The organism is Streptomyces zingiberis, assembly GCF_012034935.1.
Classification (GTDB): Bacteria; Actinomycetota; Actinomycetes; order Streptomycetales; family Streptomycetaceae; genus Streptomyces; species Streptomyces zingiberis.
In genome coordinates, this window is the sequence record NZ_JAATEN010000032.1 from 1 (window position 1) to 26,379 (window position 26,379).

Below are 26,379 nucleotides of genomic sequence, written 5' to 3' on the forward strand. Positions count from 1 at the left end.
GAGGGGGGGGCTCGCGGGGAACGCAGAAACGTTCAAGGCACCCCGGTCACCGAGCTCACCGGGATCACGGGAACGCGGCAAAGGTCTGCAACCCGCCGCAACCTTTGCCCCCGTCCGCGCCGCGGACCACAGTGGGGCCGACGCCGCCGCCGCGCACCGGGGTGCCGCGGCGGCGGCGTCCCCGCGGCGGGGGTGGTGCCGTGACGGCGCTGCACCACCCACCGCTCCACGCTCCGGGCCGGGCCTCCCCGGTGGCCCGGGGCGGGACCGGGGCCGCCGCCCGCTCGGGCCGGCCGGCCCCGCTCCCCTGCGGGGGCCGGTCAGCCGGCCGGGGCCGCCCGCTCCACCACGGACCTCAGATCGAGGGTGGGCGGCAGCGTCCCGAACGCGCCGCCCCAGTCGCCTCCCAGCCGTGAGGCGCAGAAGGCGTCCGCGGTGGCCGGCGGCGCGTAGCGCACCAGCAGCGAGCCCTGGAGGACCAGGGCCATCCGCTCCACCAGCCGGCGCGCCCGGCCCTCCATGGTCTCCGGGTCGGCCAGGTCGCCCAGCTCGGTCAGGAGATCCTTGACGGCGCGGTCCAGCCGGTGGTCGGCGCCGCGCGCCCGCCCCAGCTCGTTCAGGAAGGCGTCCAGGGCGCCCGGATCCCGCCGCAGCGCGCGCAGCACGTCCAGCGCCTGCACGTTGCCCGAGCCCTCCCAGACGGAGTTGACCGGCGCCTCGCGCAGCAGCCGCGGCATCCCCGACTCCTCCACGTAGCCGTTGCCGCCCAGGCACTCCAGGGCTTCCGCGGCGAGCCAGGTGGCGCGCTTGGTCACCCAGTACTTGGCGGCGGGGACGGCGAGGCGGAGCAGCATCCGGTCGTGGTCCGAGCCGGTGCCGGCCGCGTCCATGGCCGCCGCCAGCCGCATCCCGAGCACCGTCGCGGCCTCCGATTCCACGGCCAGGTCGGCGAGGACGTTGCGCATCAGCGGCTTGCCCACGAGCGGCCCGCCGAACGCCTCGCGGTGGGTGGCGTGGTGGACGGCCTGCGCCACGGCCTGCCGCATGAGGGCCGCCGACCCCAGGACGCAGTCCAGCCGCGTCGCGGCGACCATCCCGATGATGGCCGCGACCCCGCGCCCTTCCTCCCCGACCCGGCGCGCCCACGTCGATCCGTCGAACTCGACCTCGGCCGAGGCGTTGGAGTGGTTGCCGAGCTTGTCCTTGAGCCGCTGGATCCGGAAGGCGTTGCGGCTGCCGTCCGGCAGCATCCGCGGCAGCAGGAAGCAGGTCAGGCCGCCGGGCGCCTGCGCCAGCACCAGGAACCCGTCCGACATGGGCGCCGAGCAGAACCACTTGTGACCGGTGAGGGCGTACGCCCCCTCCTCGGCGAGCGGCTCGGCGCGCGTGGTGTTGGCGCGGACGTCCGACCCGCCCTGCTTCTCCGTCATGCCCATCCCGAACAGCGCGCCCGGTTTGGCGCCCGGCGGCAGCAGCTCCGGCTCGTACGCGTCCGAGGTCAGCCGGGGCTCCCAGGCGGCGGCCAGCTCCGGGTCGGCGCGCAGCGCGGGCACCGCGGCGTGCGTCATGGAGACGGGGCAGCCGTGGCCGGCGTCCACCTGCGACCAGATCATGAACCCGGCGGCCCGCCGCAGATGGCCGTCGGGCCGCCGCCACGCGCCGGTGAGGCCCGCGGAGACGGCGTGGCCGAGCAGCCGGTGGTACGCCGGGTGGAACTCGACCTCGTCCAGCCGGTTGCCGTACCGGTCGTGGGTGCGCAGCACCGGGCGGTTCTCGTTGGCCTGCACTCCCCACCGCTGGGCCTGGGACGAGCCGGCCGCCCGCCCCAGCTCGCCCAGCTCCGCGCGGATCTCCGCCAGGTGCCCGGGCGCCGCGTGCCGGGCCACGGCCTCGGCCAGGGCGGCGTCCGCGGTGAAGACGTCATACCCGACCAGCGGCGGAGCCTGGTTGGTCACGGTGTGTGTGGTCGCAGCCATGCCGGATACGTTAAGCGGGTGCAAGCAGCCGAGTCATCCCCGAAGCGGCAGCCGGGCCGGTTGCGCCGGGCCCGGGCCCTCTACCCGCACGTCTCCAAGCGCCAAGTGGCCTGGCTGCTGTTGAAGGACACCGTCAACTCCTGTATCGAGTACCGCATCCTCGGCCTGGCCGCGGAGGCCGCGTTCTTCACGCTGCTCTCGCTGCCGCCGCTGCTGCTCGGTCTGGTCGGGCTGCTCGGCTACCTCGACGCCTGGATCGGCACCGACACGATCGACTCCATCCGGCAGAACATCATCACCGCCTCCCACACCGTCCTCACCGACCGGGGCGTCGACCAGCTCGTCCGGCCGATGCTGGACGACGTGACCGGCGGCGGCCGCCCGGACGTCGTCTCGCTCGGGTTCGCCATCGCCCTGTGGTCGGGTTCCCGCGCCGTCAACGTCTTCATCGACACCATCACCGTCATGTACGGGCTGGACGGGCACCGGGGCATCGTGAAGACCCGGCTGCTGGCCTTTCTGCTGTATCTGATCGCCCTGCTGATCGGGGCGGTGGTGCTGCCGCTGATGGTCGTCGGGCCGGAGGCCGTCATCGGGATCGTGCCGTGGAGCACGGGCCTGGTCCGGTTCCTCTACTGGCCCGTGGTGCTGGTGCTCTCCGTCGTCTTCCTGACCACGCTCTACCACGTCTCGGTGCCGGTGCGGTCGGCCTGGGCGGAGGACATCCCCGGGGCGCTGGTGGCGCTGGCGATGTGGGTGCTCGGCAGCTTCCTGCTCCGCCTCTACCTGGCGGAGACCGTCGAGGGCCCCACGATCTACGGCTCGCTGGCCGCGCCGGTCGCCGTGCTGCTGTGGATCGGTGTCTCGGCCTTCGCCGTGCTCGTGGGCGCGGCGGTGAACGCGGCCGTCGACCGGGTGTGGCCCTCGGTCGCCACCGCCGCGGCCCGGGAGCGGAGCCTGCGGCTGCGGGAGCGGGAGGCCGCCGAGGTCATCGCCCGCGCGAAGGCGGACCGCGCCGCCCTCGCGCCGGTCACCGGCCCCGACGGGCCGGAAGGCGCCGCCGGGGGAACGGGAGGGACGGGAGCAGGGGAGGACGACCTGGATGATCCCGAGGAGGGGCCCGGGGCCGGGGAGGGCGAGGCCCCGGACCGCGAACCGCCGCCCGAGTTCCCCGAGCGCTGGGCCCGCTTCCTGCCGCCCGAGGACATACGGTCCCGGCTGCCCCACGTCGGGCGGGGCCGCGGCGCCGCCACGCCGGAGCGCCCGGCGCCCGCCCCGACCCCGGAGCCGGGGGACGGCACCGGGCGCGGCGCCGGGCCCCGCGAACGAGGGCCGGCCGGACCGGGCGGACCGGTCCGGCCCGAGCCGGGTGACCCCGGCCGGAACGGCCGGCCCCGCGAGGAGACCCGGGACCGGCGGCGCCCCCCGGGCGGCTGAAGCCGCCGGGTGCCGGGTGAAGGGTGCGGCCGGGTGCCGGGCGGAAGGGGCCGCGCGGCCCGTAGCGGCGCGGCGCGGGGAAATGCGGTGGCGCTCCGCCCCGCGGGCGTCCTACGGTGGCCGCGCCCCGGACGGCACCGGCCGCGGACCTCACCGTCCGCCGTGACCGGCCGTCTCCGGGGCCGTTCCCGGCGGCGTGCGCAGACGAGAAGGACGAGAAGGAGGTGGGCCTGATGACGACGGTCCTCGCGACGGGCGATGCCCGTAACCCCGAATCCGGTATCTCCACCTCCGTGGTCACCGGCTGACGGCCCACCCTCCGGCAGCACGCCGCGCGTATCCGCGTGGCGCCGCGCCGCGGTGCGCCCGGCCGGGACGGCCACTCCCGAAAGGGTCTCTCCCGATGCGCCACCGCGCCATGTCTCCGTCGTCCTCTGCATCCTCTGCGTCTTCTGTGTCCTTGCCGTCTTCTTCCTCTCCTTCCGCCGGTTCCGGTTCCGGCGGTGCCTTCCCTGCCCCCGCCGTCCCTACTGTCCCCACTGTCCCCGCGGCTCCGTCCGCACCCGCCGGCGACTCCGGCGAGGCGCTGTTCCGCCTCGGCTGGGACGCCTCGTTCGCCGGGGAGTTCGCCCCGTACGCCGCGGACGGCCTGGTGCCCGGACGGATCGTGCGCGTGGACCGCGGTGGCTGCGAACTCCTGGTCCCGGCCGGGGCCGTCCCGGCGGAGCGGAACCCGGATCCCCACCCGGCCGGTGGTGCCCCCACCCCGCGAGGGGACGCCGTCACGGTCCGCGCCACGCTCCCGCCGTTCCCCGATCCGGACCCCACCCGCCGCCCCTGCACGGGCGACTGGGCGGCCGTCGACCTCGCCGAGCGCGCCGTGCGCGCCCTCCTCCCGCGCCGTACCGTCCTGTTGCGCTCCACGTCCTCGAAGCGGTCCGACGGCCAGGTGCTGGCGGCCAACGTCGACCATGTGGTGGTGGCGGTCTCCCTCGCCGCCGAACTCGACCTCGGCCGGGCCGAGCGGTTCCTCGCCCTGGCGTGGGAGAGCGGCGCGGGACCACTGATCGTCCTCACCAAGGCCGATCTGGTGTCCGACCCCGCCGTCCGCGACCATCTCGTGGCGGACGTGGCCGCCACCGCCCCGGGCGTTCCGGTGCTCGCGGTGAGCGCGCGGACCGGTGAGGGCATGGCGGACCTGGCCCGGGAGGTGGCGGGGGGTACCGCCGTGCTGATCGGGCAGTCCGGCGCCGGCAAGTCCACCCTCGTCAACGCGCTCCTGGGGGCGGAGGTGCAGGACGTCCGGGCCAACCGCGACAGCGACGGCAAGGGCAGGCACACCACCACGACCCGCGACCTGCTGCCGCTGCCCACCGGGGGTGTCCTCATCGACACCCCCGGGCTGCGCGGGGTGGGCCTGTGGGACGCCGGGCAGGGCGTGGCCCAGGTCTTCGCGGAGATCGAGGAGCTGGGGCGGGACTGCCGCTTCCACGACTGCGCGCACACCACGGAGCCGGGGTGCGCGGTGCTGGCCGCCCTGGCGGACGGCAGCCTGCCCCGGCGCCGTCTGGACAGCTACCGCAAGCTGGCCCGCGAGAACGAGTGGATCGCCTCCCGCACGGACGCCCGGCTGCGGGCCGAGCGCCGGCGCCGGTGGAAACAACAGCAGGCGACCGGGCGGCACATGACGGAACGGAAACGGGGCGGCCACCGCTGAGCCGCGGCGCGCCCGCCGAGCCGTGAGGCGCCCGGGTGGACCCGGGCGGGGCGGAGCGAGCGGTGGCGGGCGGAGCGGGCGGTGGCGGCCGGCCGGGTGGGGGACCCGGCCGGCCGTCAGCTTGCTTCGTGCGGCGGATGTCCCGGCAGCGGTCCGTCGTCCACCGGGCGGTGGAGGAACGGGCCGCCGCCGTGCCCGGCCGGGCCCCCGTGGGCCGTGCCGGAAGGTCCCGCGGCCCGTCCGGCGGTGCGGCAGGGCGCCGGGCGCTGCGCGGCGGGTTCGGGTGCCCGGCCCCGCTCGCGGTCCGGCCCCGGGTCCGTCCGGGGCGTCCGCGCGGGATCGGCCGTCTCCGCCACCGGGGGCGCGCTCCGCGTTCCCCCGGGCAGCCAGCCGCGTTCGCAGGCCTGCCAGCCCAGTTGGAGCCGGGTCGAGACGCCGGTGAGTTCCATCAGCCGCTTCATCCGCCGCTGGACGGTCCTCAGCCCCAGGTCGAGCTGTTTCGCCGCGCTGGCGTCCGTCAGCCCGGCCAGCAGCAGCGAGAGGATCCGCAGATCCGTGGCGTCCGGGCCGTCCATGGCGCCGGCCCTGCGCTCGGGGGACGGCGCCGGAACGTGCCGTGCCGGATTGCCGTCGAGGGGGGAATCGGGGGCTGTACGCGCGGCGGTTTCCCGCACCTCACCCGCTCCGGCCCTGTTGTTCGCGCCGCCCGTGCCATCGGTGCTGCTTCGGGTGGTCGTGCTGTCCGTCCCGCCGGGCGCGGGCCGGAGGTGCGGGCGTGGGACGCCGGGCGGAGGCGTGGCCGCGTCGGCCGCCACCCAGCGGCCCGGCAGCGACGCGGAGCGCGCGGCCAGTCCCTGCCACTCCAGCCGCCGGAGGATCCTCAGCACCGCCGTCTCGGGGAGCGTCAGCCGGTCCGCCAGTTCGGCGGGTTCGGCGGCGCCCAGCCCGAGGAGTGTGCGGTACGCGGATTCATGTGCCCCGTCCAGACCTGTCGCACCTGGCATCTCGTCCCCTCCCGTTACCGGGACATCATGTCCGCACGGCGCTCCTCCGTGCCACCACCACCCGCTGACCGGAACGGCCTCGACGGCGTCACGGAGGGCCCGAGGGAAGGGGCAACCCTGCCCCGCCGCCTTCGCCGGGGGCGGCGGGCGGTGGACAATAAGGGCATGAGCCAGGGGGAGCGGAACACCCAAGAGGACGACTGGTGGAGCGAGTTGTACGGCGGGCCGTCGCCGGACGCGGGCCCCGCCACGGCCGGTGACTCGCTCGACGACCGCTTCGCCTCGGCGTCCCGGGCGGTCGGCCGTGAGCCCGGGCAGCCGGAAGCGGAAGGGGACGGCAGCCCTCCGGAACCTCCACGGGACCCGCTTCCGGGACCCCGGCCGGGTGCGCCGCGGCCGCGCGCGGGGCGGGATCTCGGCCCTCCGGAAGCGGTTTCCGGTCCCCGAGAGGCCGCCGGGCCCGGCCCCCGGGCGGCGGCCGGCGGAGTCGATGCCCACGGGCCTGATCTCGATGATCCTGATGCCGGCGGGCCGGGCCCTCACGGGCCGGGCCCTCACGGGCCGGATCCCCGCGGAGTGGGCCCCGCGCCCGCCCCGCGGTCCCCGGGGCCTGACGCCGGTTTCGGAGGGCCGGCTCCGTCGCCCGGTCCGCGCGGGCCGGGCCACCGGTTCCGACCCCCCGGCCCCGCCCGGCGGCCGGAGTACCGGCAACCGGCCCCTGCGGACCGGACGGTGACGGTCCCGGGCGCCGGGGAGACGCCACCCGTCGGGGAGCACCCGGAGGCGGGGGATCCCCGTCCCGGCTGGTTCGTATCGCCCGGCTTCCCCGGCGCGGGTTCCGATCGCGAGCCGCCGGAGGCCGGAACCGCGGAGTCCCCGGCTGCCCCCGGGGGCAGCCCTGGAACGGGCTCCGGTCCCGCGGGCGTGGCCGCGTCCGGAACTGCCGAAGCCGGAAGCGGGGGAGGGGGCGGAGGCGGAGAAGGAACGGACGGCGGCCCGTACGGACCCTCGGACCCCGGAAGCCGCGTCGCGTCCGGCGCGCCCGTCGTGCCCGGTGAGCCCGGTGAAGGACACGGAGAACGGGACGCCGGCCGAGCGGAGGCCACGGGCGAGGGCACAGGTGCGGGCAGGGGCGGGCCTGGGCCCGAAGTCGCCGCCCCCGAACAGTGGTCGGAACCGCCCCGTGGCCCCCGTGGCCCCCTGGGTCCTCGCGCCCAGCGAGCTGACCTGGGAGTATCCCGGCCTGGTGGTGCCTGGGACACCGCCGCCGCCTCGCCGCCCTCCGCCGAGTCCGTCCCGGACGAGTGGTGGTTCGGCAGCCCGGCCGGGCCCTGGCCCGTCGCCGACCCCTCGGCCGTGCCGGGCCCGGCGCCCTGGGAGGAGCCCCTGCCGCCGCCTTCGTCTCCGTTCGCGCCGCTGCCCGGCATGCCCTGGGAACCTCCGGCGGAGGACCCCGGCGGTTCCGGCTCCGGCACGGCACCCCCGGGGCCGGGTCCGGCCCCGGCAGGCTCGGGTGCGGCGGGACCGGCATCCGGCGCGGTGGGAGCGGCGCAGGAACCGGGCCCCTCCGCCCCTCACTCCGCGCCGCCCGCCGTCCCGGCCTCTCCGTCCGCCGCCCGCCCCTCGCCGCCGGGCGGAGGGGGCGCGGGTGATGACGGCCCGTCAGGGAGCGGGCGGGGAGGAGACGGCGTGGGTGGCGCGCCCGTGTCCGGGGCGCCCGTCCCCGGGCCGGAGGCTCCGCCCCCGGTGAGCCCCGGTCCGGATGGTGTCGGGGCCGTTCCGCCGGGGCCCGGGCACCTCGGCGGCCCGGCGGATACGGCCCTCGCCCGGAGCGCGCCGGAGCCGGCACCGCTCGCCTCGCCGCCGTCCGCCACCGTGGGGACCACCGCCGAGCCGTCCGATCCGCGGCCGGCCACCGGTGGGCCGTTCACCGCACGCCCCGTCACCCCTGAACCCGCCACGGCCAGCCATCCGCCCGGCGACCCGCGCTCGATGGAACCCCGGCCCCACCGGCCTTCGCGGACGGGGCATCCCTCCGCCGGCGGGCCGGCGACGGAGCGCCGGTCTGCGGACGTACCGCCCCGGGAGCACGTCGCCGAGGCGCCGGGGGCGGCCGCCGCGGGGCCACCGGACCTCACGAAGCACCGTGGCCGTCCGGGTGAGCCGTCCGCCGAGCCGCCGTCCGAGCCGTCCGCCGAGTGGGCGCCCGCCGAGCCGCCGGTGGAGCGCTCCACCGCGGGCCGGTCCGTGGAGAACCGCGCGGACGGGGGCTCGCGGGAGCCCGATCCCGCCGCGGGGCCGGGCCCAGCGCGGGCACATGACCGCCGGGACGATCCCGGCCGGCCGGGCGGCCCGGCTGCCGAGCCGGCTTCGTCCGAGACGGCCTCCACCGGCCTGGCGCCTACCGAGCCGGCACTTACCGAGCCTGCGTCTGCCGGCCCCGCGCCCACTGAGCCCGCACCTAGCGGGCCGGCGTCCACGGAGCCCGCGCTTACGGAGCCGGCGTCCACTCAGCCGGTGCCTACCGAGCCCGCGCCCACCGAGCCCGCGCCCGCCGAGCCGACGTCCGAAGCCGCGCCCACCGAACCCCCCTCCGCCGGGCCCCCGGTGAGGGAACGGCCGCCCGTGGCCCGGTCGGCCGAGGTGCTGCCCCTGGCGTTCAAACCACGGGAGGAAGGGCCGCCGGATCCGGACCCGGCGAGCTCACCGGAGGCCGGACCGGAGGTCCCCGATGCTCCCGGGGGGCGGCCGGCGGTGCCCGGCATGCCGCCCGCCCCGGGTGCTCCGGGGCAGAGTGCGGAGTCCCCGGGGAGTGCTCGGCCGGGGGTGGAATCGCGGCAACCCCGGGTCGAACGTCCCTCGGTGGAAGGTCCGTCGGGGCAGATACCGGAGGCGGCCGGCTCTCCGGCGGCCCCGTCCGGTGAGGCCGGCCCGGAGCAGACCGGCGCGGCGCCCCCGGAGCAACCTCACGAGACGGCCGGGGAGGGACACCGGACGGCGCCCCCCGTCATGCCCCCGGAAACCCCCGCGGAGGGGCCCGTACCCGAGGAGGCGGACGTCGCCTCCTCCCGGGGAGCGGCCGTGGATCCCCGGCGGGAGGCGGACGCCGACCGGGACGCCGGCCCGGACGCCGATATGCCGCCGGGACCGCCCCCCGTGGCACCGCCGGGAGCGCCCCCGGAGGTGCCGGTGGGCTCTCGCGGGGAGACGGGCGCCCGGCCCCTCCAGGAGGTACCGGCCGGGTCGCCCGGCGAGACGGGCGCCGAGCCCCCGGAGGTACCGCCCCGGCCCACCCGGGAGGACCCGCCCGGGTCACCTGCCGGGCCGGGCGCCGAGCCCTCCCACGGGATCCCGGCCGGGCCGCGCCGGGGCGCCCCGTCCCCGGAGGGACCGGCGCCCGGGGCAGGGCTCCCGGTTCCGTTCATCGCCGGCCGCCCGCGCCGCGTACGCTCCATGACGCCGCCGCGCGCCCCGTGGGAGCCGCCGCTCGACGCCCACGAGCCGCCGGAGGGTGAGGCGGACGCGTCCGGCGCGGTCCCGCTGAGCCGTGGGGAGGGGGCGTCGCCGTCCGGGCCGCCGGCCCTCCGCCCGCCCGCGCTCCCGGCGCGCCGGGAGGAGGAGTTCGGCCGCGCGGCGAGCGGCGTCCCCGTACCGCCCCGGGGCGCCGGGGCGCCACCCTGGCGGCCGGCGCGGGCCGGCGCGCCCGTGGAGCACGGGCCGGAGGAGCCGGCGGAGTACGGGCCGCAGGGGAGCGGGCCGGAGGGGAGCGGGCAAGTGGCGCGGAGCGACGGAGGGGACGTGGCAGTGAACAGGGGCCGGCGGGGACTGGAAGCCCTCGGGTACGGCCGGCCGGTCGGCGGTGCCGCCTGGGGCCCGGATCGGCCGGCCGGGACCGGGCGGCCGGAGCACCCCGGATGGCCGGACACCGGCCGGCCGGCGGGTCCCGGCGCCGGGACGGCCCTCGTCCCCGCCCCCGCGGGTGACGGCCCGCGGGCCCGTACGGCCCCGGGCTACGTGGGGGAGCGCCCGCCCACCTACGAGGGGGAGCCGACGGCGCTCCCCCAGGCGGATCCGGACCGGCTGGACGACCTGGTGCCCGACACGGTGCTGGACGGCGCCCGTTACGGCACCATGACCCTCCGCTCGGCCTCCCTGCGCGGCGACTCCGCCCGTTACCGGGGGGAGCCCCGGCGGGACGCCCTGCTCACGGTGCGCTTCGGCCGTGGTGACGAGGCCCTGCTGCTGATCGCCACGGCCACCGGCGGCCGGGCGGCCGGGGACACGCACCGGGCCGCCGCCGATCTCTGCCACTGGATCGCGACGGCCGTCGGCCGCAGCCACGCCCGGCTGGCCGAGGACATCCGGGAGGGCCGCCGCGGCGCCCTGAAGTCGGGCCTGCACCGGCTCACCAGCCGTTCGTACGGCAGGCTCCGCGCCCGGGCCGCCGGGCTGGGGGTGGAACCCTCCGCCTACGCCTCCGGGCTGCGCTGCCTGCTGCTCCCCGTCGACCCCGCGTGCCGTACGCGCGTGTTCTTCGGGATCGGCGGCGGCGGGCTGTTCCGGCTCCGCGACGGCGAGTGGGAGGACCTGGAACCGCGCGTTCCGGCGCCGGAGGGCGGCCCGGCCGGCCCGGTGGCCGCCGGAGCGGAGCCGGGGCAGGCCGGGCCCGTTCCCCGGGAAGCGCGTGAACTGCCGCCCGGCGTCACGGCGGATGACCGCGCCCGGAACGCCCCGCCCCTCGAACCCGCCGCGAGGCCGGCACCCGGCCCGGGTACGGAAGGGCGCCGGTTCGCCGTGCGCCTCGGTACCGACGGGGACGGCTCCACCGGGGTGCCGGGCGAGCCGCCCCACGCGCCGTTCCGCTTCCGCGCCGCCGTCGCCCGGCCGGGGGACACCCTGCTGCTGTGCACCGCCGGGCTGGCCGAACCCCTGCGCGGGGAGCCCGCACTCGCGGCACTCCTGGCCGAGCGCTGGGCCGGCTCCCCGCCGCCGGGGCTCGCCGCGTACCTCTCCGATGTGCAGACCCGGGTGAAGGGGTACGCCGACGACCGCACGGCGGCGGCGGTCTGGGAGTCCTGAGCCCGGACGGCCCGGGGCCACGGGGCCGGCGGACGGCGAGGGCGGAACGGCCCCGCGGCCACGGCGGGGACGCCACCGCCGGGCCACGGCCACGAACCGCACCACGGCGCCGGGGAGGGGCAGTTGGACCGGACCGGGTCCGCGGATCCCCAGGTCCCCGGGGTGCCGGGGCTCCCGGGGATCCGGGAGCCCCGGCGGATGCGCCATTCACGTGAAATGCGAGGTGGACGACATTCCGCGCACCCCGCCGGGGAATTCACCCCGCAGTGACTGTTGCGCAGCGGATCTCCACCGCGCGAACGTCCTCCCCTGAATGCCCGGCACCGTACTCCCGGCGGTGCCGGGCATCGCCCTGCCCGCCGGTGTCCCGTTCCCGGACGTCGCCCCGGGCCACGCGCCACGGGGGCGGCGCCGCCCGCCGGGCCCCGTCTCCCGCTGTGGGCCGCGCCGGCCCAGGCGGGAGGGGGCCGGTGGTCCGGTGGGGCCGCGCCCGGCTCCGGCACGACGGCCGCCACGACAGGGGTGCCGGAGGTTCTGGGCAGGGAACGGCCGTGCGCCGGGACGGGGGTGGGCGGCCGGCAGGTGAGCAGCGGTCAGGCCGGTGCGGGGGCCTGCCGGGTGACGGCGGCGGACGGCCCGGCGCGGGCGCGGCCCGTGCCCCCGCTCAGTTCCCCGCGAGCCGGGTGACGCGCTCCGCGTCGCAGGTACGGGGGCAGGTCACGCAGGTGTCCTCCGGCCGCAGGGTGTAGTACATGCAGCAGCTCGCCCGGTCCCGGGTGGGCAGCTTCTGCCCGGACGGGCCGGTCAGCTCGCGGAAGCCGGGGCCCGCGGCGAACGGCGGCACGGCGCCGGGCAGCAGCGTCTCCAGCTCGGCGATGGCGCGCGCCTCCTCGCCGAGGAGGTGGCCCGCGTACCAGAGACCTTCGACGATCTCGTCGGTGGCCATGCCCCACAGGGCGCGCGGACCGCGCCGCATCCGCGGCCGGAAGGCCGTCAGCAGCGGCTCCAGATGCTCGGCGAGCGCGCCGCGGACCTCGGCGCGGAGCTCGTCCTCGCCGCCGACCACCCGCGCTCCCGGCAGCACCGCGGCGGGGTCGTCGGGCAGGCAGGCGAACTCCCGCACCCGGGCACTGGTCAGGCTGAGGTCACGGTGGTGGGCGACATCGGTGACGGGCAGCCGCGGCACCCGGCGGAGGAGGAACCACGGGACGGTGATCAGCAGACACGCGGACCAGGCGTAGCGGTGGAGCCCGAAGCCCGCGGTGACGTCCGGCCGGGCGGTGCGGCCCTGCTCCTCGCGGATCTGGGCGTCCTCCCGGACCAGGTAGGCGTCGAGGGCGCCGCCGCCCCCGGCCAGGTCGGCCGCCGTGATCCAGCCGTCACCCGAACGGGGCGCCGCCTCCGTCAGCCGGACGGCCGGGAAGACCTCGGCGAGCCGGGCGTACGCACCGGCCACGGGCAGGTGCGGGAGAGCCGGTGCGATCGGTGCCACGGACATGCGGGGCCACCACTCCTCGCGATCGTTTGCAGGTAAGCCTTACCTTACCCGATGGCTCGGATCTTTGACGTGTGAGGTGCTCCGCATATCGTTCGGGAGGACTCAGGAGGAGCGATGGAGCAGTCGCGATCCGCGGTGGGCGGAGGAGAGGGCGGCCGGGCCGGACGGCGTACGGGGGCGCCGCGCGCACGGGCGTCCCAGCCGGTGGAGGGGGGCCGCCCGGGCGCACCGGCCGGTGGCGGGCCCGGCCGGGCGGGGAGCGGTCCCGTCACCCGGCACTCCGTCCGCGGCCAGATCCTGGAGTCGCTCCGCGCCGCGCTGGTCGCCGGGGAACTCGTCCCCGGTGAGGTGTACTCGGCGCCGGCGCTCGCCGCGCGGTTCGGGGTGTCGCCGACGCCCGTGCGCGAGGCGATGCAGCGGCTCGCCACCGAGGGCGCGGTGGAGACCGTCCCCAACCGCGGGTTCCGGGTCGCGCTCCGCAGTGACCGGGAACTCGCCGAACTCGCCGAGGTCCGGGCGCTGCTGGAGGTGCCGGCGCTCCTCCGGCTGGCGGGCGGCGGGCCGCCCGGCGGCTGGGACGGGCTGCGCGCCCTCGCCGCCACCGCGACGGGGGCCGCGGCCGTGGGCGACCGGGTGCGGTACACGGAAGCCGACCGGGCCTTCCACCGCGCCCTGCTGGCCCTCGCCGGCAACGAGCAGCTCGTCCTGGTCGCCGACGAGCTGTACCGGCGGGTCCAGGCGCCGGTCTGCCGGGGTGCGGTGACGTCGCGGGCCGATCTGCGGGCCGACGCCGCGGAGCACGAGGCGCTGCTGGACGCGCTCGCCGCCGGGAACGCCGCGGTGGTGGAGCGGCTGGCCCGCGCGCACGTCCGCGGACCGGCCGCCCCCCGCCCGGGCGGGGGCTGACCCGGCGTCCCGCGACGGCGGCGGTGACGGCTCCTCGGGAAGGGCCGGGCCGGCGTGCCGGCCCGGCGGCGGGTCAGGGGCCGCGCCGGCGGGATTCCCGCGCCGCGCCGGCGCGCCCCGGTGGTCAGTCCGGACGGGGGAGGCTGCTGCCCCGGGCGCCGGATGGGCCGCCCTGCTGAGGGGGGCCGTCAGGGCCGGTGGTCCTCCCCACCGGGGCCGCCTCCGCCGTGCCGGGGGGTGCGGGGGCCGCCGCCTCGGCGGGGGTCGCGACCCCGGCCAGGCCCTCCACCCCGAGCGCGGTGGCTCCGGCGGGTACGTCCAGGGGGTGCGCCGGAGGGGGTGCGCCGGTGGCCGGCCGGAGCCGGTCCGCCAGCCAGCACGGCACGTCGCCCAGCAGCCTGACCAGGCGCAGCGCCTCCGCGCGCAGCCGTCCGGCCTCGGGCTCCGGCTCGACATCGGCGAGGGCGGACAGGGCGGGGGCGATGCCGACGAGGTAGCCGAGTTCCTCGCGGATGCGGAGCGATTCCCCGAAGCCCCGCCGGGCCTCCATCCGGTTGCCCTCCTGCTCCGCCATGGAGGCCAGATGGCGCCAGGTGAAGGAGAGCAGCAGTTCGTCACCGAAGGAGTGGGCGCCCGCGTGGGCCCGGGTGAACGCGGCCTGCGCGCCCCGCGCGTCGCCGGCCAGGTGCTGGGCGACGAGCCCGCGCCGGAAGTCGAGCAGCGGACGGTTGGGGGAGCCCGGGGGGAGCAGCGCGGCGGCCCGGCCCAGCGCCGAGCGGGCCTCGTCGGCGCGGTCCCGCACCCCGAACAGCGTGGACACATAGGCCAGATGGCCGCGTTCACAGGCGGCGGCGCCGCGCTGCTCGTCGCCGTCGGCCAGGGCCTCGGCCGTGCGCAGGGCGTCGTCCGCCTCCTCCCAGCCGGAGGCGGTGAAGAGGCACCGCTCGACCAGGATGGTGGTGCGGCGCAGCGCCGCGACGGCGCCGGTGGCGGCCGGCGGGGCGAGGAGGGCCGCGGCGTCCTGCCAGCAGCCGCGGGAGCGGAGCCGCCAGACGGCGCTCTGGAGTGGATCCGCCCAGGGGACCGGTGCGGTGTCCGGATTGATCCGTCCAGAATGTGACATGGCGGTATCCGCCACATTCCCTCCCCATGCGCGCCGTCGAGCCGGAAGCTGTGGGCGAATCTCAGCATGAACGGCGGCGCTGAGCCAAGGGTTCGGGTGAACGGATTCACAAACCGCCGCGCTGATGCTGTGACCCAGGTCACGCGCAGGATAGCGGGTGCGGGCGCCTCCGCCGGGCCGGGGCGCCGGGCCGTGTCGCGCGCAGGGGGCCCACCCGGACGGGGGGCCGCGGTGATCTCCACCGCCCGCGCCGGAGGCGGGAGTTCCGGGACGGGGCCCTGGGAACGCCCGCGCCCCGCCCCCGCCCCCGTCCGTGTCCCGCCCACGGCGCCGCGGCGGCGTCAGCTCATCCGGAGGGCGAGGAAGAAGTCGATCCGGTCCTCCAGCCGGGCGAGGTCACGGCCCGTCAGCTGCTCGATCCGGCCGACGCGGTAACGCAGGGTGTTGACATGCAGGTGGAGCCGGGCCGCGCAGCGGGTCCAGGAGCCGTCGCTGTCCAGGAACGCCTCCAGGGTGGGGATCAGCTCCGCCCGGTGGCGGCGGTCGTACGCGCGCAGCGGCTGGAGCAGCCGCGCCGTGAACGCGCGGCGCACGTCGTCCGGGACGAACGGAAGCAGCAGGACGTGCGAGGCGAGTTCCTGGTGCCCGGCCGCGCACAGCCGGCCGGGACGGGCGGCGGCGACCCGGCGCGCGTGCCGCGCCTCCTCCAGCGCCCCGCGCAGCCCGTCCGGGGAGTGCGCCACCGCGCTGACCCCGAGGGTGAACCGGCCGGGCCCGGCGGCGAGGCCGCGCTCCAGCGGCTCGCGCACGGCGGCCGCGAGGTCGTCGGCCCGGATGCCGGCGCCGGCCGTGGCCGGCAGCGCCACCAGCGCCACCGCCTCCCCGGGGCCGCAGGCCACCGCGGCCCGGTCCGCCGGTGCGGGGAGCCCCACCCGGGGATCGAGCAGCACCTCCTCCAGCAGGGCCCGCGCCACCGGCCCGGTGCCCGCGCCGCTTGCCGGGCCGTCCACCGCGGTGCCGGCCGTGGGGGGAGTGCCGGGGGTACCCGCCGTGCCGGACGTGCCCGCCGTGCCGTCGCAGGGCCACTCCAGGGCCGCCACCACGAGCTGCCAGTGCGGGGCGGCGCCCGCCCCCGGCAGCAGGGCGGGCGCCGCGGCCCGCAGCCGGGCGGCGATCTCGGCCGGCGGCGCGCCGTCCCCCAGCAGCCCGACGATCTCCTGGGCCAGGCCCCGCCGCACCGCCCGGGCCGCGTCCCGGTGTTCGCGGTCCGCGGCGATCAGCCCGGCGACCCCGCGGAGCAGACCGAGCCGTTCGGCGGGCCAGTCCTCCGGGTCCGCGGCGACCGCCAGCAGCCAGCCGGAGAGCGCGGCGGCGCGGTCCCCCGCGGGCGGAGCGGAGGCACCGCCGGTGCCGCTTTCCGTGCCGCGGACGGGGAAGAGGGCGTGCACGCCCGCGGGGACATCGGACGGGGCGCCGGAGGGAGTACCGGAAGGGGCGGGGGGCTCGGCGCGCGGGCCGGCCGGGAGGACGGCACGGTGCGGCGCCGGTTCCCCCGCGCCCTCGGCGGCGAGATGGGCGGCGGCGAGCGCGGTGTACCGCTGCTGGGCGGCGGTGACGCCGGACGCCGCCTCCTCCGTTTCCGCGGCCTCCTCCGCCGCCGGGTCCGCCGGCGCGTCCCCGTCACCGTCCCCCACGCCGGGATGTCCGGGCGCGGTTCCCGGGCCCGCGATCAGGCGGCCGGTGGGGGAGAGCAGCCAGGCGCGGACATCGAGGTCGGCGGCGAGCAGGTCGAGGACGGCCTCGGGACCGCTGCCCGCCCCTCCGCCGGCCATGATCCGGCGGTGCCGTTCGACGACGGCGGCGAGGTCCGAGGCCCGCTCGCCGGAGACCCGGCGCACGACGTGCTCGGTGACGGTCGCGAACGCCACCTCCTCGGAGACCGCGAGCAGCGGCAGCCGGTGCCGTCGGCACGCCGCCACCAGGTCCTCCGGCACGGCACGCAACTCCGCCTCCCCCGCCGCCAGCGCGGCCGCCCCGGAACCGGCGAGGACGGCCACGAACCGCTCCGAGTCCTCCGGGCCGTGGTGCCAGGCCAGCCCGCTGAGGACCAGTTCGCCGCCGGACAGATAGCGGCCGGGGTCGCGCAGGTCGGTGGTCATGACGCCACGCACGGCGCGGTCCAGCTCGGCCTCTCCGCCGAGCAGCCGCAGACCCAGGCTGTCGTTCTCCAGCAGTTCGCGCAGCCGCATCAGTCGCCGCCGATCGATGGGGTGGGGTGATGAGGGGAAGTGAGGAGAGGCGGGGCCCGGGGAGGGGCGGGGCGCAGACGCGGGGGAATCCCGCCGGAATCCCGTGGCCCGTCCTTTGTTCGAATCTACAAGACGAGGCCCCCGGCCAGCCAATCCCGCCGCCCGGGCCGCCGCGGGAGGTGAGGTGCCGGGGCGAGAGCGCGCCGGGGCCGGGGCCGGCCCGGCCCGGAGCGCTTCGCGGGGCGGGGGCCGCCGGACGGGCCGCGGAGCCACCACGGGAGCGTCACGGGACGTCACGGGATGTCAGGGGACGTCAGGGGAGGAGGCCCGCGCGGCGGGCCGCCACCACCGCCTCCAGACGGCTGTGGGCGCCCAGGCGCCGCATCGCCGACCGCAGATACGCCTTCACCGTCTCGGGCCGTACCCCCAGCCGGTGCGCGGCGTCCGCGTTGGTGGCGCCGGCGGCCACGCAGGCCAGGACGTCCAGTTCACGGGGGGCCAGGCCGGTGATCCTCCCGGCGGGTCCCGGGGGCGCGGGGCCGTCCGGGCCCGCCTCGGCGAGTTGTTCGCAGACGGCCAGCACCTCGTCCCGCAGCCCGGGGTCCGCGAGCCGGGGGGCCAGAGCCCGCAGCCGGGCGTGTGCCTCACGGACCCGCTCCCAGGCGGCCACCGCCATCGGGCCGCCGGGGCCGCCGGGACCGCTGTCCCTGCCGGGCCCGCCGGTCACGCCGGCACCCCGGGCGCCGCCCGCGGCCCCCTGGCGGCCCGCGAAAGGGGGCGGCCCGCCAGGGCTCCCGGCCGGGCCGGCGCGCGGGACGCGCCGCCCGGGCCGGTGCCGGAGGTACCCGGGGAGCCGGGTAACGGGCCGGCGCCGGTGCCGGCCGGCCCGGCGGCGCGCGGACGGGCGGGGGCCGGGACGGGGTGCCGGAGGGCCGCCGGCGGTCCGTACCCCCGGGGCAGCCGCCGTGGCGCGGCCCTCATCCCGGCGTACGCGCCCGGCGCGCGCGGGCCGCTCCCCGGCGCGCCGCCCTGCTCCGATTCGGCCATGGCCAACTCCCTTCCCCCGAGGGCACATTCCGGTGCCACCCCCGTCCGGGGGTGGTGAGACCCAGGTCACTGGCGTCAAGATGCTGTGGAGACCTGAGGTGACGCAGGCGACGGTACGAACGAGCGGGACGGAAAGGGCGGATGGGCATGGTGGAAACCGGTTCCCCCGCCGCGGGCGGCACCGGCGGCGCGGCGGGGCCCACGGAGGAGTTCCGCGGGGTCCGCGATGTCCTGCTGCGCCACCGGGAGGCGTACGAGGCCGCGGGCTTCCCGGCGGAGTTCACCCCGGACGGGCCCACGCGCTCCGCGGATCCGCTGCTGCTGTACTTCACCTCCGGCACCACCGCCCGGCCCACACTCGTCGAACACACGCATCTGCCGTATCCCGTGGGGCACCTGGCGATGATGTACCGGCTCGGCCTGCGCCCCGGCGGCACGCATCTCAACATCTCCTCGCCGGGCTGGGCCAAACATGCCTGGAGCAGCCTTTTCGCCCCGTGGAACGCGGAGGCCACGGTCGTGGTGCACGCCTGCGGGCGGTTCGGCGCCACCGCGTTCCCGGAGCGGATGGAGCAGGTGGGGGTGGACAGTTCCTGCGCTCCGCCGACGGTGTGGCGGATGCTCGTCCAGGCCGGTCCGGAGCGGCTGTCCGCGCCCAAGGCGTACGCGGTGTTCGCGGACGGCCGGGAGGCGGGCCCGGAGACGGCGCGGGAACCCTTCGCTCATTCCCGGCGCCGTCCGGCCGCCTGTAAACGGGTACGCCGCATCGAGTTCGCCGAACTCCCCAGGACCGTGTCGGGCAAGATCCGCCGCACGGAGCTCAGGCGACGTACCGCTGAGGAAAGCACCACCGAACACCGTGAGAGGGACATCCATGAGTGAGCGCTCAGCCGTTTCCGAGAACGGCTCCGCCGAAGGCACCGGCGCTGCCGCCGGGGCCGCCGCGCCGGCCGCCGCCGAGCTCTCCTACGCCGCCGGAACCGCGGACGGCGCCCTGCTCGGGGACACCGTCGGGGCCAACCTCGCACGGGCCGTCGCCGCCCACCCGGACCGGGAGGCACTGGTCGACGTCCCCACCGGCCGCCGCTGGACCTACGCCGAGTTCGGCGCCGCCGTGGACGAGGTGGCGCGGGGCCTGCTCGCCAAGGGCGTGCTCAAGGGCGACCGGGTGGGCATCTGGGCGGTCAACTGCCCGGAGTGGGTGATGGTGCAGTACGCCACGGCCCGCATCGGCGCCATCATGGTCAACGTCAACCCCGCCTACCGGGTCCACGAACTGGCGTACGTCCTCAAGCAGGCCGGGATCGAGGTGATGGTCTGCTCGACGGAGCACAAGGGCAGCGACTACCGGCGCATGGTCGAGCAGGTCCGCTCGCTCGCGCCCGCGCTGCGTGACGTCGTCTACATCGAGGACGCCACCTGGGAGGGGCTCGTCCGGACCGGGCACTCCGTGCCGCCGGAGCGGCTGGCCGCCCGCGCGGCGGAGCTGAGCTGCGACGACCCGGTCAACATCCAGTACACCTCGGGCACCACCGGGTTCCCCAAGGGCACCACGCTCTCCCACCACAACATCCTCAACAACGGGTACTGGGTCGGGGAGCTGATCCACTACACCGAGGAGGACCGGATCTGCCTGCCGGTGCCCTTCTACCACTGCTTCGGCATGGTGATGGGCAACCTCGCGGCCACCACGCACGGCGCCTGTGTGGTGATCCCCGCCCGCTCCTTCGACCCGGCCGCCACCCTGGCGGCCGTCGCCGCCGAGCGCTGCACCTCCCTCTACGGGGTGCCGACGATGTTCATCGCCGAGCTGAACCTGCCGGACTTCGCCGGGTACGACCTCTCGTCGCTGCGCACCGGCATCATGGCGGGCTCGCCCTGCCCGGTGGAGGTGATGAAGCGGGTGGCCGGCGAGATGAACATGGCCGAGGTGTCCATCTGTTACGGCATGACCGAGACCTCGCCCGTCTCCACCCAGACCCGCCGCGAGGACGACCTTGAGCGCCGGGTCGGGACGGTCGGCCGGGTGCTGCCGCACCTCGAGGTGAAGATCGTCGACCCGGCCACCGGTCTGACGGTGCCCCGCGGCACCCCCGGCGAGCTGTGCACCCGCGGCTACTCGGTGATGCTCGGCTACTGGGAGGAGCCGGAGCGCACGGCGGAGGTCATCGACCGCGCCCGCTGGATGCACACCGGTGACCTCGCGGTGATGGGCGAGGACGGCTACGTGCGGATCGTCGGCCGTATCAAGGACATGATCATCCGGGGTGGGGAGAACGTCTACCCGCGCGAGATCGAGGAGTTCCTGCACGGTCACCCGAAGATCGCCGATGTGCAGGTGGTGGGGGTGGAGGACGAGACCCACGGTGAGGAGATCCTCGCCTGCGTGATCCTCCGCGACCCGGACCGGACGCTGACGCGGGACGAGCTGGCCCGCTACTGCCGGGGCCGGCTCGCCCACTTCAAGGTCCCCCGCTATCTGCGGATCATGGACTCCTTCCCGACGACCGTCAGCGGGAAGGTGCGCAAGGTCGAACTGCGGCGGAGCTTCACCGCGCAGCCACCGGCCCCCGCGCCGCGCGCCACCGCGGAACGGGACGCTCCGGAACGGGCCCGCGCGGACGCCTGACGGGGCCGCGCCCGGCGGGCCGGGCGGCCGGGGCCGGGCGCGCGCTCCCGGTCCGGCGGCCACCGGCGGCCGCGGCCGGGCCGTGCCCCGGTCCGGCGGCCGGGCCGTGTCCCCGTCCGGCCCGCAGTCCGCCCCGCCGTTCACCCGCAGGGGTGAGCGTATTCCGGCAGACGGGCGTGGACGGTGGACCGGCGGCCGGTGATGACGGTAGCGAGACCCCGTCATCACCGACCGAAGGGCTTCTCCATGCCGGCCACCTCCTCCCGCCCGACCCGGCGGCCGTACGCGCGAGCGGCGGCCGCCGTGGCCGCCGGGCTGCTGCTGACCGCACTCGCCCCGCCGGCCGCCGGCGGCCCCGCCCCCGGCGCGCCGTCCGGCCCCGGCGGCCCCGGCGTGCCCGCGGACGCTTCCGCGCCGGACGCGGTCCGCGTCAACCAGATCGGCTACCTCACGGGGGCCGCCAAGGTGGCGTCCGTCGTCAGCCCCGCCCGGGAGCCGGTCGGCTGGCGGCTGCGGCGCCACCCGGCGGGCACCGTCGCCGCCACGGGCCGGACCTCCGTGCACGGCACCGACCGGGCCTCCGGGGATCCGCTGCACCACGCGGACTTCTCCGGGGTCCGCGCCCCCGGCCGCTATGTGCTGGAGGCCGACGGAGCGGGCCGCAGCGCCCCGTTCTCCGTCAGCGGCCGCGCCCTCTACCCGGCGCTGGCCCGGGACGCCATGGGCTACTTCTACTTCCACCGCATGGGCACCCCGGTGGAGGCGCGGTACCTCCACCACCCCGCCCACGCGCACGACGCGCTGCACCCCGGGGACTCGGCGGTGCCCTGCCACGCCGGCTGGTGCGGCGGGCAGCGGCTGGACGTCCGCGGTTCCTGGGCGGACGCCGGCGACTTCGGCGTCTACCCGGTCAACCACGCGCTCGCCGCCTGGACCCTGCTCAACCTCCACGAGCGGGACCCCCGCGCCCTGCCCGACGGCTCGCTCGCCCTCCCCGAACGCGGCAACGCCCGCCCCGACGTGCTGGACGAGGCCGCCTACGGCTCGCGTTTCATGCCCGGGCTGCTGCCGCGGAGCGGGCTCGCCGCGCACAAGGTGCACAACCACGCGTGGAGCCCCTTCCCGCCGGAGTCGGTCGCCGCGGAGAACGCCATGGAGCGCTCCGCGATGCCGCCCTCCACCAACGCCACCTACGCCGTGGCCCGCACCTCCGCCCATCTCGCGCGGACCCTCGCCCCGTACGACGCGGGCCGCGCCGCCGCGCTGTGGCGCACCGCCCGGGACGCCTGGTCCCGCGCCGAGGCGGAGCCGGACCGCGACTACACCGCGGACACCCCCGACGCGGAGGGCGGCGGTGACTACGAGGACGACACCAACGCCGACGACCGGTACGCCGCCGCGGCGGAGCTGTACCTCACGGCACTGCGCCGCTCCGACGCCTCCGCCGCCGCGTTCCGCAAGACCGTCACCGGCTCCCCGCACTACGGGGAGGTGACCCGCCGCTTCTCCTGGCAGCGCACCGCGACCACCGGCACCCTCTCCCTGCTGACGGTCCGCAACGACCTGCCCGCCGCCGACCTGCGCCGGATGACGGGGCGGCTGCGCGCCGAGGCCGGCCGCATCCTCACCGTCCTCGGCGCGGAGGGCTACCCCGTGCCGCTGGAGAGCGGCCGCCCCTACCCGTGGGGTTCCAACTCCGCGGTGGTCAACAGCGTGCTGCTGCTCGGCACGGCGTACGACCTGACGGGCGACCGGCGCGTGCTGCGCGGCGCGCACCGGGCCATGGACTACCTGCTCGGCACCAACGCGCTGGGCCTGTCGTACATCACCGGCTACGGGGCGCGCAGTGAGACGGACCTGCACGACCGCTGGGCGTGGCGCCACCACCCGCGCACGCCGTTCCCGCCCGGATGGCTGGCGGGCGGGCCGAACAACACGCTGGTCAACGACAAGGCCACACCGAAGGGCCGGCCGGCGGCCAAGTCCTACGCCGGGCCGGGAACGGCCCCGGAGGCCTGGAGTTCCAAGGAGAACGCGATCAACTGGAACGCCCCCCTGGTGTGGACCGCCGCCTTCCTCGACCGCACGGCGGGTGAGCTGACGGGGTGACGGCCTCCCGTGCCCGCCGCCGCCCGGGGTATCCCGGCCGGCGGCCGGCGGCGGCGGGCGGGGGACCGGCGGGGCTCCCCGCCCTCCCCGGGGCTCCGTCCCGTCAGCCCGGAGTGGGCCCGCCGCCGGCCGCCGGGCCCGCCGGGCGGGCCGCCGCCGGGCCGCGTCGCCGGGCGGCCGGGACGACCAGCGGCGTGCCGGTCTCCGGGTCGTCGATGACCCGGCACGGCAGCCCGAAGACGTCCTCCACCAGTTCGGCCGTCACGATCTCGGCGGGCGGGCCGGAGGCCACCACCCGGCCGGCGCGCAGGGCGATCAGGTGGGTGGCGTAGCGCGCCGCGTGGTTGAGGTCGTGCAGGACGGCGACGAGGGTGCGCCCCTCCTCCTCGTGGAGGCGCGCGCAGAGGTCGAGGATCTCGATCTGGTGGGCGAGGTCGAGGTAGGTCGTGGGCTCGTCCAGCAGCAGCAGCGGCGTCTGCTGGGCGAGGGCCATCGCGATCCACACCCGCTGCCGCTGCCCGCCGGAGAGTTCGTCCACCGAGCGGTCGGCGAGGTCGGCGACGCCGGTGGCGGCCATCGACTCCGCGACGATCCGCTCGTCCTCGGTGGACCACTGGCGGAGCAGCCCCTGGTGGGGGTAGCGGCCCCGGGAGACCAGTTCGGAGACGCCGATGCCGTCGGGGGCGACCGAGGACTGCGGCAGCAGCCCGAGGGTGCGCGCCACCTGCTTGGCGGGGACGGAGGAGATGTCCCGGCCGTCGAGGAGCACCTGCCCGGCGGTGGGGCGCAGCATCCGGGACAGGGCGCGCAGCAGGGTGGACTTGCCGCAGGCGTTGGGCCCGATGATGACGGTGAAGGAGTGGTCGGGGACGGTGACGCCGAGGTCCGTGGCGACGGTCCGCCGGTCGTAGGCGAGGGTCACGCCCTCGGCCGCCAGGCGGGAGCCGGGTCCCGTGGCGCCCTCCGCCGGCGCGGGGCGCGCCGGCCCGGCGGGTTCCGTGGTCCGCTCCCGATGCTGTGCCGGCGTCATGTGTTCCGCTCCGTTCGCGGGTTGGGGGCAGGGGAAGGGGAAGGGGGCGGGAGAGGGGGTGGCGCCGCGCGCCCGCGCCGGGGTGCGGGGGAGTGGGCGCCGGGCCGGGGGCCCGGGGCGGTTGCGGTGCCCGGGCCGGTGCGGGGCGTGGGGTGCCGGGTGCTCATGGGCCTCAGATCCGTCCCGCCCGGCGCTGGCCCGCGAGCAGCCACACCAGATAGCCGCCGCCCAGCAGGCCCGTGATCACGCCGACGGGCAGCTGCCGCTCGCCGAAGGCGTGCTGCGCGGCCCAGTCGGCGGCCACCAGCAGCGCCGCGCCCATGCAGGCCGCGGGGAGGAGGCCGGGGCCGGGTGCGCGGGTCAGCCGCCGGGCGAGCTGCGGGGCGGTGAGGGCGACGAAGGAGACCGGGCCGGCGCAGGCGGCGGCGAACGAGGCGAGGGCGACGGCCGAGCCCAGCGCCACCAGCCGCACCCGCTCCACGTTGACGCCGAGCGCGTGGGCGGAGTCGTCGCCCATCTCCGCGAGCCGCAGCGCCCGGCCGCAGCCGAGGACGGTCACCGGACCCAGGACCACCACGGCCGCCAGCAGGGGCCTCAGCTCCGGCCAGCCCCGGCCGTCGAGGCTGCCGGTCAGCCAGAGCACGGCGCGGGAGGCCTCCATCAGCTCACCGCGGGTGAGGAGATAGCCGTTGACGCCGGTGAGCATGGCGAGCACGCCGATACCGGTGAGCACCAGGCGGAAGCCGTGCATCCCCTGACGCCAGGACAGGGCGTAGATCAGCACCCCGGTGAGGAGCCCGCCGGTGACGGCGCCGCCCGCGAGGGCCGCGCTGGAGCCGCCGGTGATCACCACGACGAGCGCGCCGGTCGCGGCCCCCTGGGTGACGCCGAGCAGGTCGGGGCTGCCCAGCGGGTTACGGACCACGGACTGGAAGACCGCGCCGGACAGCGCGAGGGCCGCGCCGGTGAGCAGCGCCGCCAGCACCCGCGGCAGCCGCAGCTCGCCCACGATGAACTCCTGGGCGGGGGTGCCCGCCCCGGCGAGCGCGCGCACCACCTCGGCCGGTCCCATGGGGAACTCGCCGCTGCCGAGGGAGAGCACCCCGGCGGCGAGCGCCACCAGCAGACAGCTCACCGTCACCACCACCGCCCGCGGGCGGAAGCGGAAACTGACGGCGTGGCCGATCCGCACGGTGCGCAGGGGCCCGCCGGGGGTACGAGGGGCGCGAGGGGCCGGCGCGCCGGAGTCCACCGCGCCGGATTCCACCGCGCCGTTTTCCGCCGGGCGTTCCGGAGACGTGCCGGCCGCCGTCCGGCCCGCGGGGCCGGGGATACGGGTCCGTCCGTTCATGCCGCGGCCACCTTCCGGCGCCGCAGCACCCAGAGGAAGACCGGCCCGCCGACCACCGCGGTGACGATGCCGACCTGGAGTTCGCCGGGCCGGCCGAGGAGCCGTCCCAGCACGTCGGCGCCGAGCAGCAGCACGGGCGCGAGCACCGCGCAGTACGGCAGCATCCAGCGCAGATCGGGGCCGGTCAGCGCGCGCACGAGGTGCGGCACCATCAGCCCGACGAAGACGATCGGCCCCGCCGCCGCCGTCGCCGCCCCGCACAGCAGGGTGACGGCCGTGATGGCGGCGGCGCGGACCCGGGCGGGGCGCGCGCCGAGCGCCCGCGCCTGGTCGTCGCCGAGGGCGAGGGCGTTGAGCGGACGGGCCAGCAGCAGCGCCACGACCGCGCCCGCGGCGATGAACGGCGCGACCTTGGCCACCGTGCCGAGCTGCGCCGAGGCGAGGGAGCCGACGGTCCAGAAGCGCATCCGGTCCAGGGAGACGGTGTCGAGGATCATCGCGGCGCTGACGTAGGAGAAGAGGGCGGCGTTGAGGGCGGCACCGGCCAGCGCCAGCCGCGCCGGGGTGGCGCCCCGCCCGCCGCCGACCGCGTAGACGAGGACGGAGACGGCCGCGGCGCCCGCCAGGGCGAACCACACGTAGCCGGTGAAGCTCGTCACCCCGAGCGCGGTGATGGCGGTGACCACCGCCGCCGAGGCGCCCGCGTTGATGCCGAGGAGACCCGGGTCGGCCAGCGGGTTCCGGGTCAGGGACTGCATGACGCAGCCCGCCAGCCCGAGGGCGGTGCCGATCAGCAGCCCCAGCAGGGTGCGGGGCAGCCGCATCTGATGGACCACCTGGTAGGCGGGGGAGCCGCTGTCCACCAGGCCGCGCCACGCCTCGGCCGCGGTGAGGGACCGGGCGCCGAACGCCAGGCTGAGCACGGCCAGTGCCAGCAGCAGGAGCAGCGCGCCGGCGAGTCCGGCCGTGCGCGCGGCCGGACTGGCGGCGACGCGCCGGGGTTTCCCGCCGCCGGGCGGACGGTCCGGCGGCCCGGCGGACGGCCGGACCGTGGGGTCGGTGCTCCGCGGGGCCACGGGGGCCGCCGCCCGGGAGGGCTCGGTGACTGGCACGTACGGGCTCCGGTCGGGCCGGGGCGCGGGGACGCGCCCTTGGACGGAAACTTTGGTTAGGTTAACCTAACATCCGTCCGCGAGCGGGGTCCGGCCCTGCCGTCCCGCTGCC

Annotated in this window: 13 protein-coding genes and 4 pseudogenes; 8 read left to right on the plus strand and 9 right to left on the minus strand. The window is 77.7% G+C overall.

What is annotated here, in order from left to right; genetic code table 11:
• Positions 1–320: 320 nt before the first annotated feature.
• The gene (locus HCK00_RS25795; RefSeq protein WP_168104459.1) at positions 321–1,976 is read right to left on the minus strand and encodes an acyl-CoA dehydrogenase family protein; all 1,656 of its coding nucleotides are present in this window, start codon (positions 1,974–1,976) and stop codon (positions 321–323) included.
• A gap of 18 nt (positions 1,977–1,994) precedes the next feature.
• On the opposite strand from HCK00_RS25795, the gene HCK00_RS25800 reads away from it, so the two are divergent.
• The 3 genes from HCK00_RS25800 to rsgA all read left to right on the plus strand — a co-directional run bounded on the left by HCK00_RS25800 (position 1,995) and on the right by rsgA (position 5,130).
• Entirely contained in the window at positions 1,995–3,413 is a 1,419-nt protein-coding gene (locus tag HCK00_RS25800; protein WP_168104460.1) for a YihY/virulence factor BrkB family protein, read from the plus strand.
• Between the two features lie 116 nt (positions 3,414–3,529).
• A complete protein-coding gene (locus HCK00_RS25805; RefSeq protein ID WP_168104461.1) occupies positions 3,530–3,721 on the plus strand; it encodes a hypothetical protein in 192 nt (63 codons plus the stop codon).
• Positions 3,722–3,873: 152 nt separating this feature from the next.
• Positions 3,874–5,130 (plus strand): ribosome small subunit-dependent GTPase A, encoded by a 1,257-nt coding sequence (gene rsgA, locus HCK00_RS25810; protein ID WP_240966194.1) that lies wholly within the window; start codon positions 3,874–3,876, stop codon positions 5,128–5,130.
• 383 nt (positions 5,131–5,513) lie between these two features.
• Here rsgA and HCK00_RS28855 read toward each other — a convergent pair.
• A pseudogene (locus HCK00_RS28855) lies at positions 5,514–5,702 on the minus strand (winged helix-turn-helix transcriptional regulator); the annotation flags it as partial.
• Positions 5,703–9,932: 4,230 nt separating this feature from the next.
• On the opposite strand from HCK00_RS28855, the gene HCK00_RS25820 reads away from it, so the two are divergent.
• Positions 9,933–11,213 carry a protein phosphatase 2C domain-containing protein gene (locus tag HCK00_RS25820; RefSeq protein ID WP_311765492.1) on the plus strand — a complete coding sequence of 427 codons (1,281 nt, stop codon included), beginning with the start codon at positions 9,933–9,935 and terminating at the stop codon, positions 11,211–11,213.
• Between the two features lie 664 nt (positions 11,214–11,877).
• Here the strand turns inward: HCK00_RS25820 and HCK00_RS25825 are convergent.
• Positions 11,878–12,711, minus strand: a complete 834-nt coding sequence (locus tag HCK00_RS25825) for a (2Fe-2S)-binding protein (protein WP_168104463.1) — start codon at positions 12,709–12,711, stop codon at positions 11,878–11,880.
• A gap of 114 nt (positions 12,712–12,825) precedes the next feature.
• Between HCK00_RS25825 and HCK00_RS25830 the strand changes: the two genes are divergently transcribed.
• Positions 12,826–13,617 (plus strand): GntR family transcriptional regulator, encoded by a 792-nt coding sequence (locus HCK00_RS25830; protein WP_168104464.1) that lies wholly within the window; start codon positions 12,826–12,828, stop codon positions 13,615–13,617.
• A gap of 340 nt (positions 13,618–13,957) precedes the next feature.
• Here HCK00_RS25830 and HCK00_RS25835 read toward each other — a convergent pair.
• The 3 genes and pseudogenes from HCK00_RS25835 to HCK00_RS28055 all read right to left on the minus strand — a co-directional run.
• A pseudogene (locus tag HCK00_RS25835) lies at positions 13,958–14,755 on the minus strand (hypothetical protein); the annotation flags it as partial.
• 326 nt (positions 14,756–15,081) lie between these two features.
• On the minus strand, positions 15,082–16,989 hold the full coding sequence (locus tag HCK00_RS25840; protein WP_168104465.1) for a PucR family transcriptional regulator ligand-binding domain-containing protein: 1,908 nt from the start codon (positions 16,987–16,989) through the stop codon (positions 15,082–15,084).
• A gap of 313 nt (positions 16,990–17,302) precedes the next feature.
• Positions 17,303–17,692 (minus strand): annotated as a pseudogene (locus HCK00_RS28055) (LuxR C-terminal-related transcriptional regulator); the annotation flags it as partial.
• Positions 17,693–18,291: 599 nt separating this feature from the next.
• Here HCK00_RS28055 and HCK00_RS25850 point away from each other — a divergent pair.
• From HCK00_RS25850 to HCK00_RS25860, 3 genes and pseudogenes are all read left to right on the plus strand, one after another.
• Positions 18,292–18,918, plus strand: a pseudogene (locus tag HCK00_RS25850) (AMP-binding protein); the annotation flags it as partial.
• The gene (locus HCK00_RS25855) at positions 18,911–20,665 is read left to right on the plus strand and encodes an AMP-binding protein (RefSeq protein ID WP_168104468.1); all 1,755 of its coding nucleotides are present in this window, start codon (positions 18,911–18,913) and stop codon (positions 20,663–20,665) included. The pseudogene HCK00_RS25850 and the gene HCK00_RS25855, both read left to right, overlap by 8 nt.
• A 246-nt stretch (positions 20,666–20,911) precedes the next feature.
• A complete protein-coding gene (locus HCK00_RS25860) occupies positions 20,912–22,774 on the plus strand; it encodes a glycoside hydrolase family 9 protein (RefSeq protein ID WP_168104469.1) in 1,863 nt (620 codons plus the stop codon).
• A 103-nt stretch (positions 22,775–22,877) separates the two neighbouring features.
• On the opposite strand, the gene HCK00_RS25865 is transcribed toward HCK00_RS25860, so the two are convergent.
• The 3 genes from HCK00_RS25865 to HCK00_RS25875 form a co-directional block, all read right to left on the minus strand.
• A complete protein-coding gene (locus HCK00_RS25865) occupies positions 22,878–23,804 on the minus strand; it encodes an ABC transporter ATP-binding protein (RefSeq protein WP_168104470.1) in 927 nt (308 codons plus the stop codon).
• 172 nt (positions 23,805–23,976) lie between these two features.
• Positions 23,977–25,155: a FecCD family ABC transporter permease gene (locus HCK00_RS25870; RefSeq protein ID WP_168104471.1), complete on the minus strand. Its 1,179-nt coding sequence runs from the start codon at positions 25,153–25,155 to the stop codon at positions 23,977–23,979.
• Positions 25,152–26,267, minus strand: coding sequence for a FecCD family ABC transporter permease (locus tag HCK00_RS25875; RefSeq protein ID WP_375782014.1), 1,116 nt, complete (start codon positions 26,265–26,267; stop codon positions 25,152–25,154). The genes HCK00_RS25870 and HCK00_RS25875 overlap by 4 nt, the downstream gene beginning before the upstream one ends.
• Positions 26,268–26,379: the final 112 nt, after the last annotated feature.

What these genes read in the sequence shown, in the direction of transcription:
- HCK00_RS25840 (WP_168104465.1), bottom strand. Translation starts at nt 16,989, where the DNA reads ATGCGGCTGCGCGAACTGCTGGAGAACGACAGCCTGGGTCTGCGGCTG.
- HCK00_RS25870 (WP_168104471.1), bottom strand. Translation starts at nt 25,155, where the DNA reads ATGAACGGACGGACCCGTATCCCCGGCCCCGCGGGCCGGACGGCGGCC.
- HCK00_RS25825 (WP_168104463.1), bottom strand. Translation starts at nt 12,711, where the DNA reads ATGTCCGTGGCACCGATCGCACCGGCTCTCCCGCACCTGCCCGTGGCC.
- HCK00_RS25830 (WP_168104464.1), top strand. Translation starts at nt 12,826, where the DNA reads ATGGAGCAGTCGCGATCCGCGGTGGGCGGAGGAGAGGGCGGCCGGGCC.
- HCK00_RS25795 (WP_168104459.1), bottom strand. Translation starts at nt 1,976, where the DNA reads ATGGCTGCGACCACACACACCGTGACCAACCAGGCTCCGCCGCTGGTC.
- HCK00_RS25865 (WP_168104470.1), bottom strand. Translation starts at nt 23,804, where the DNA reads ATGACGCCGGCACAGCATCGGGAGCGGACCACGGAACCCGCCGGGCCG.
- HCK00_RS25860 (WP_168104469.1), top strand. Translation starts at nt 20,912, where the DNA reads ATGCCGGCCACCTCCTCCCGCCCGACCCGGCGGCCGTACGCGCGAGCG.
- HCK00_RS25855 (WP_168104468.1), top strand. Translation starts at nt 18,911, where the DNA reads ATGAGTGAGCGCTCAGCCGTTTCCGAGAACGGCTCCGCCGAAGGCACC.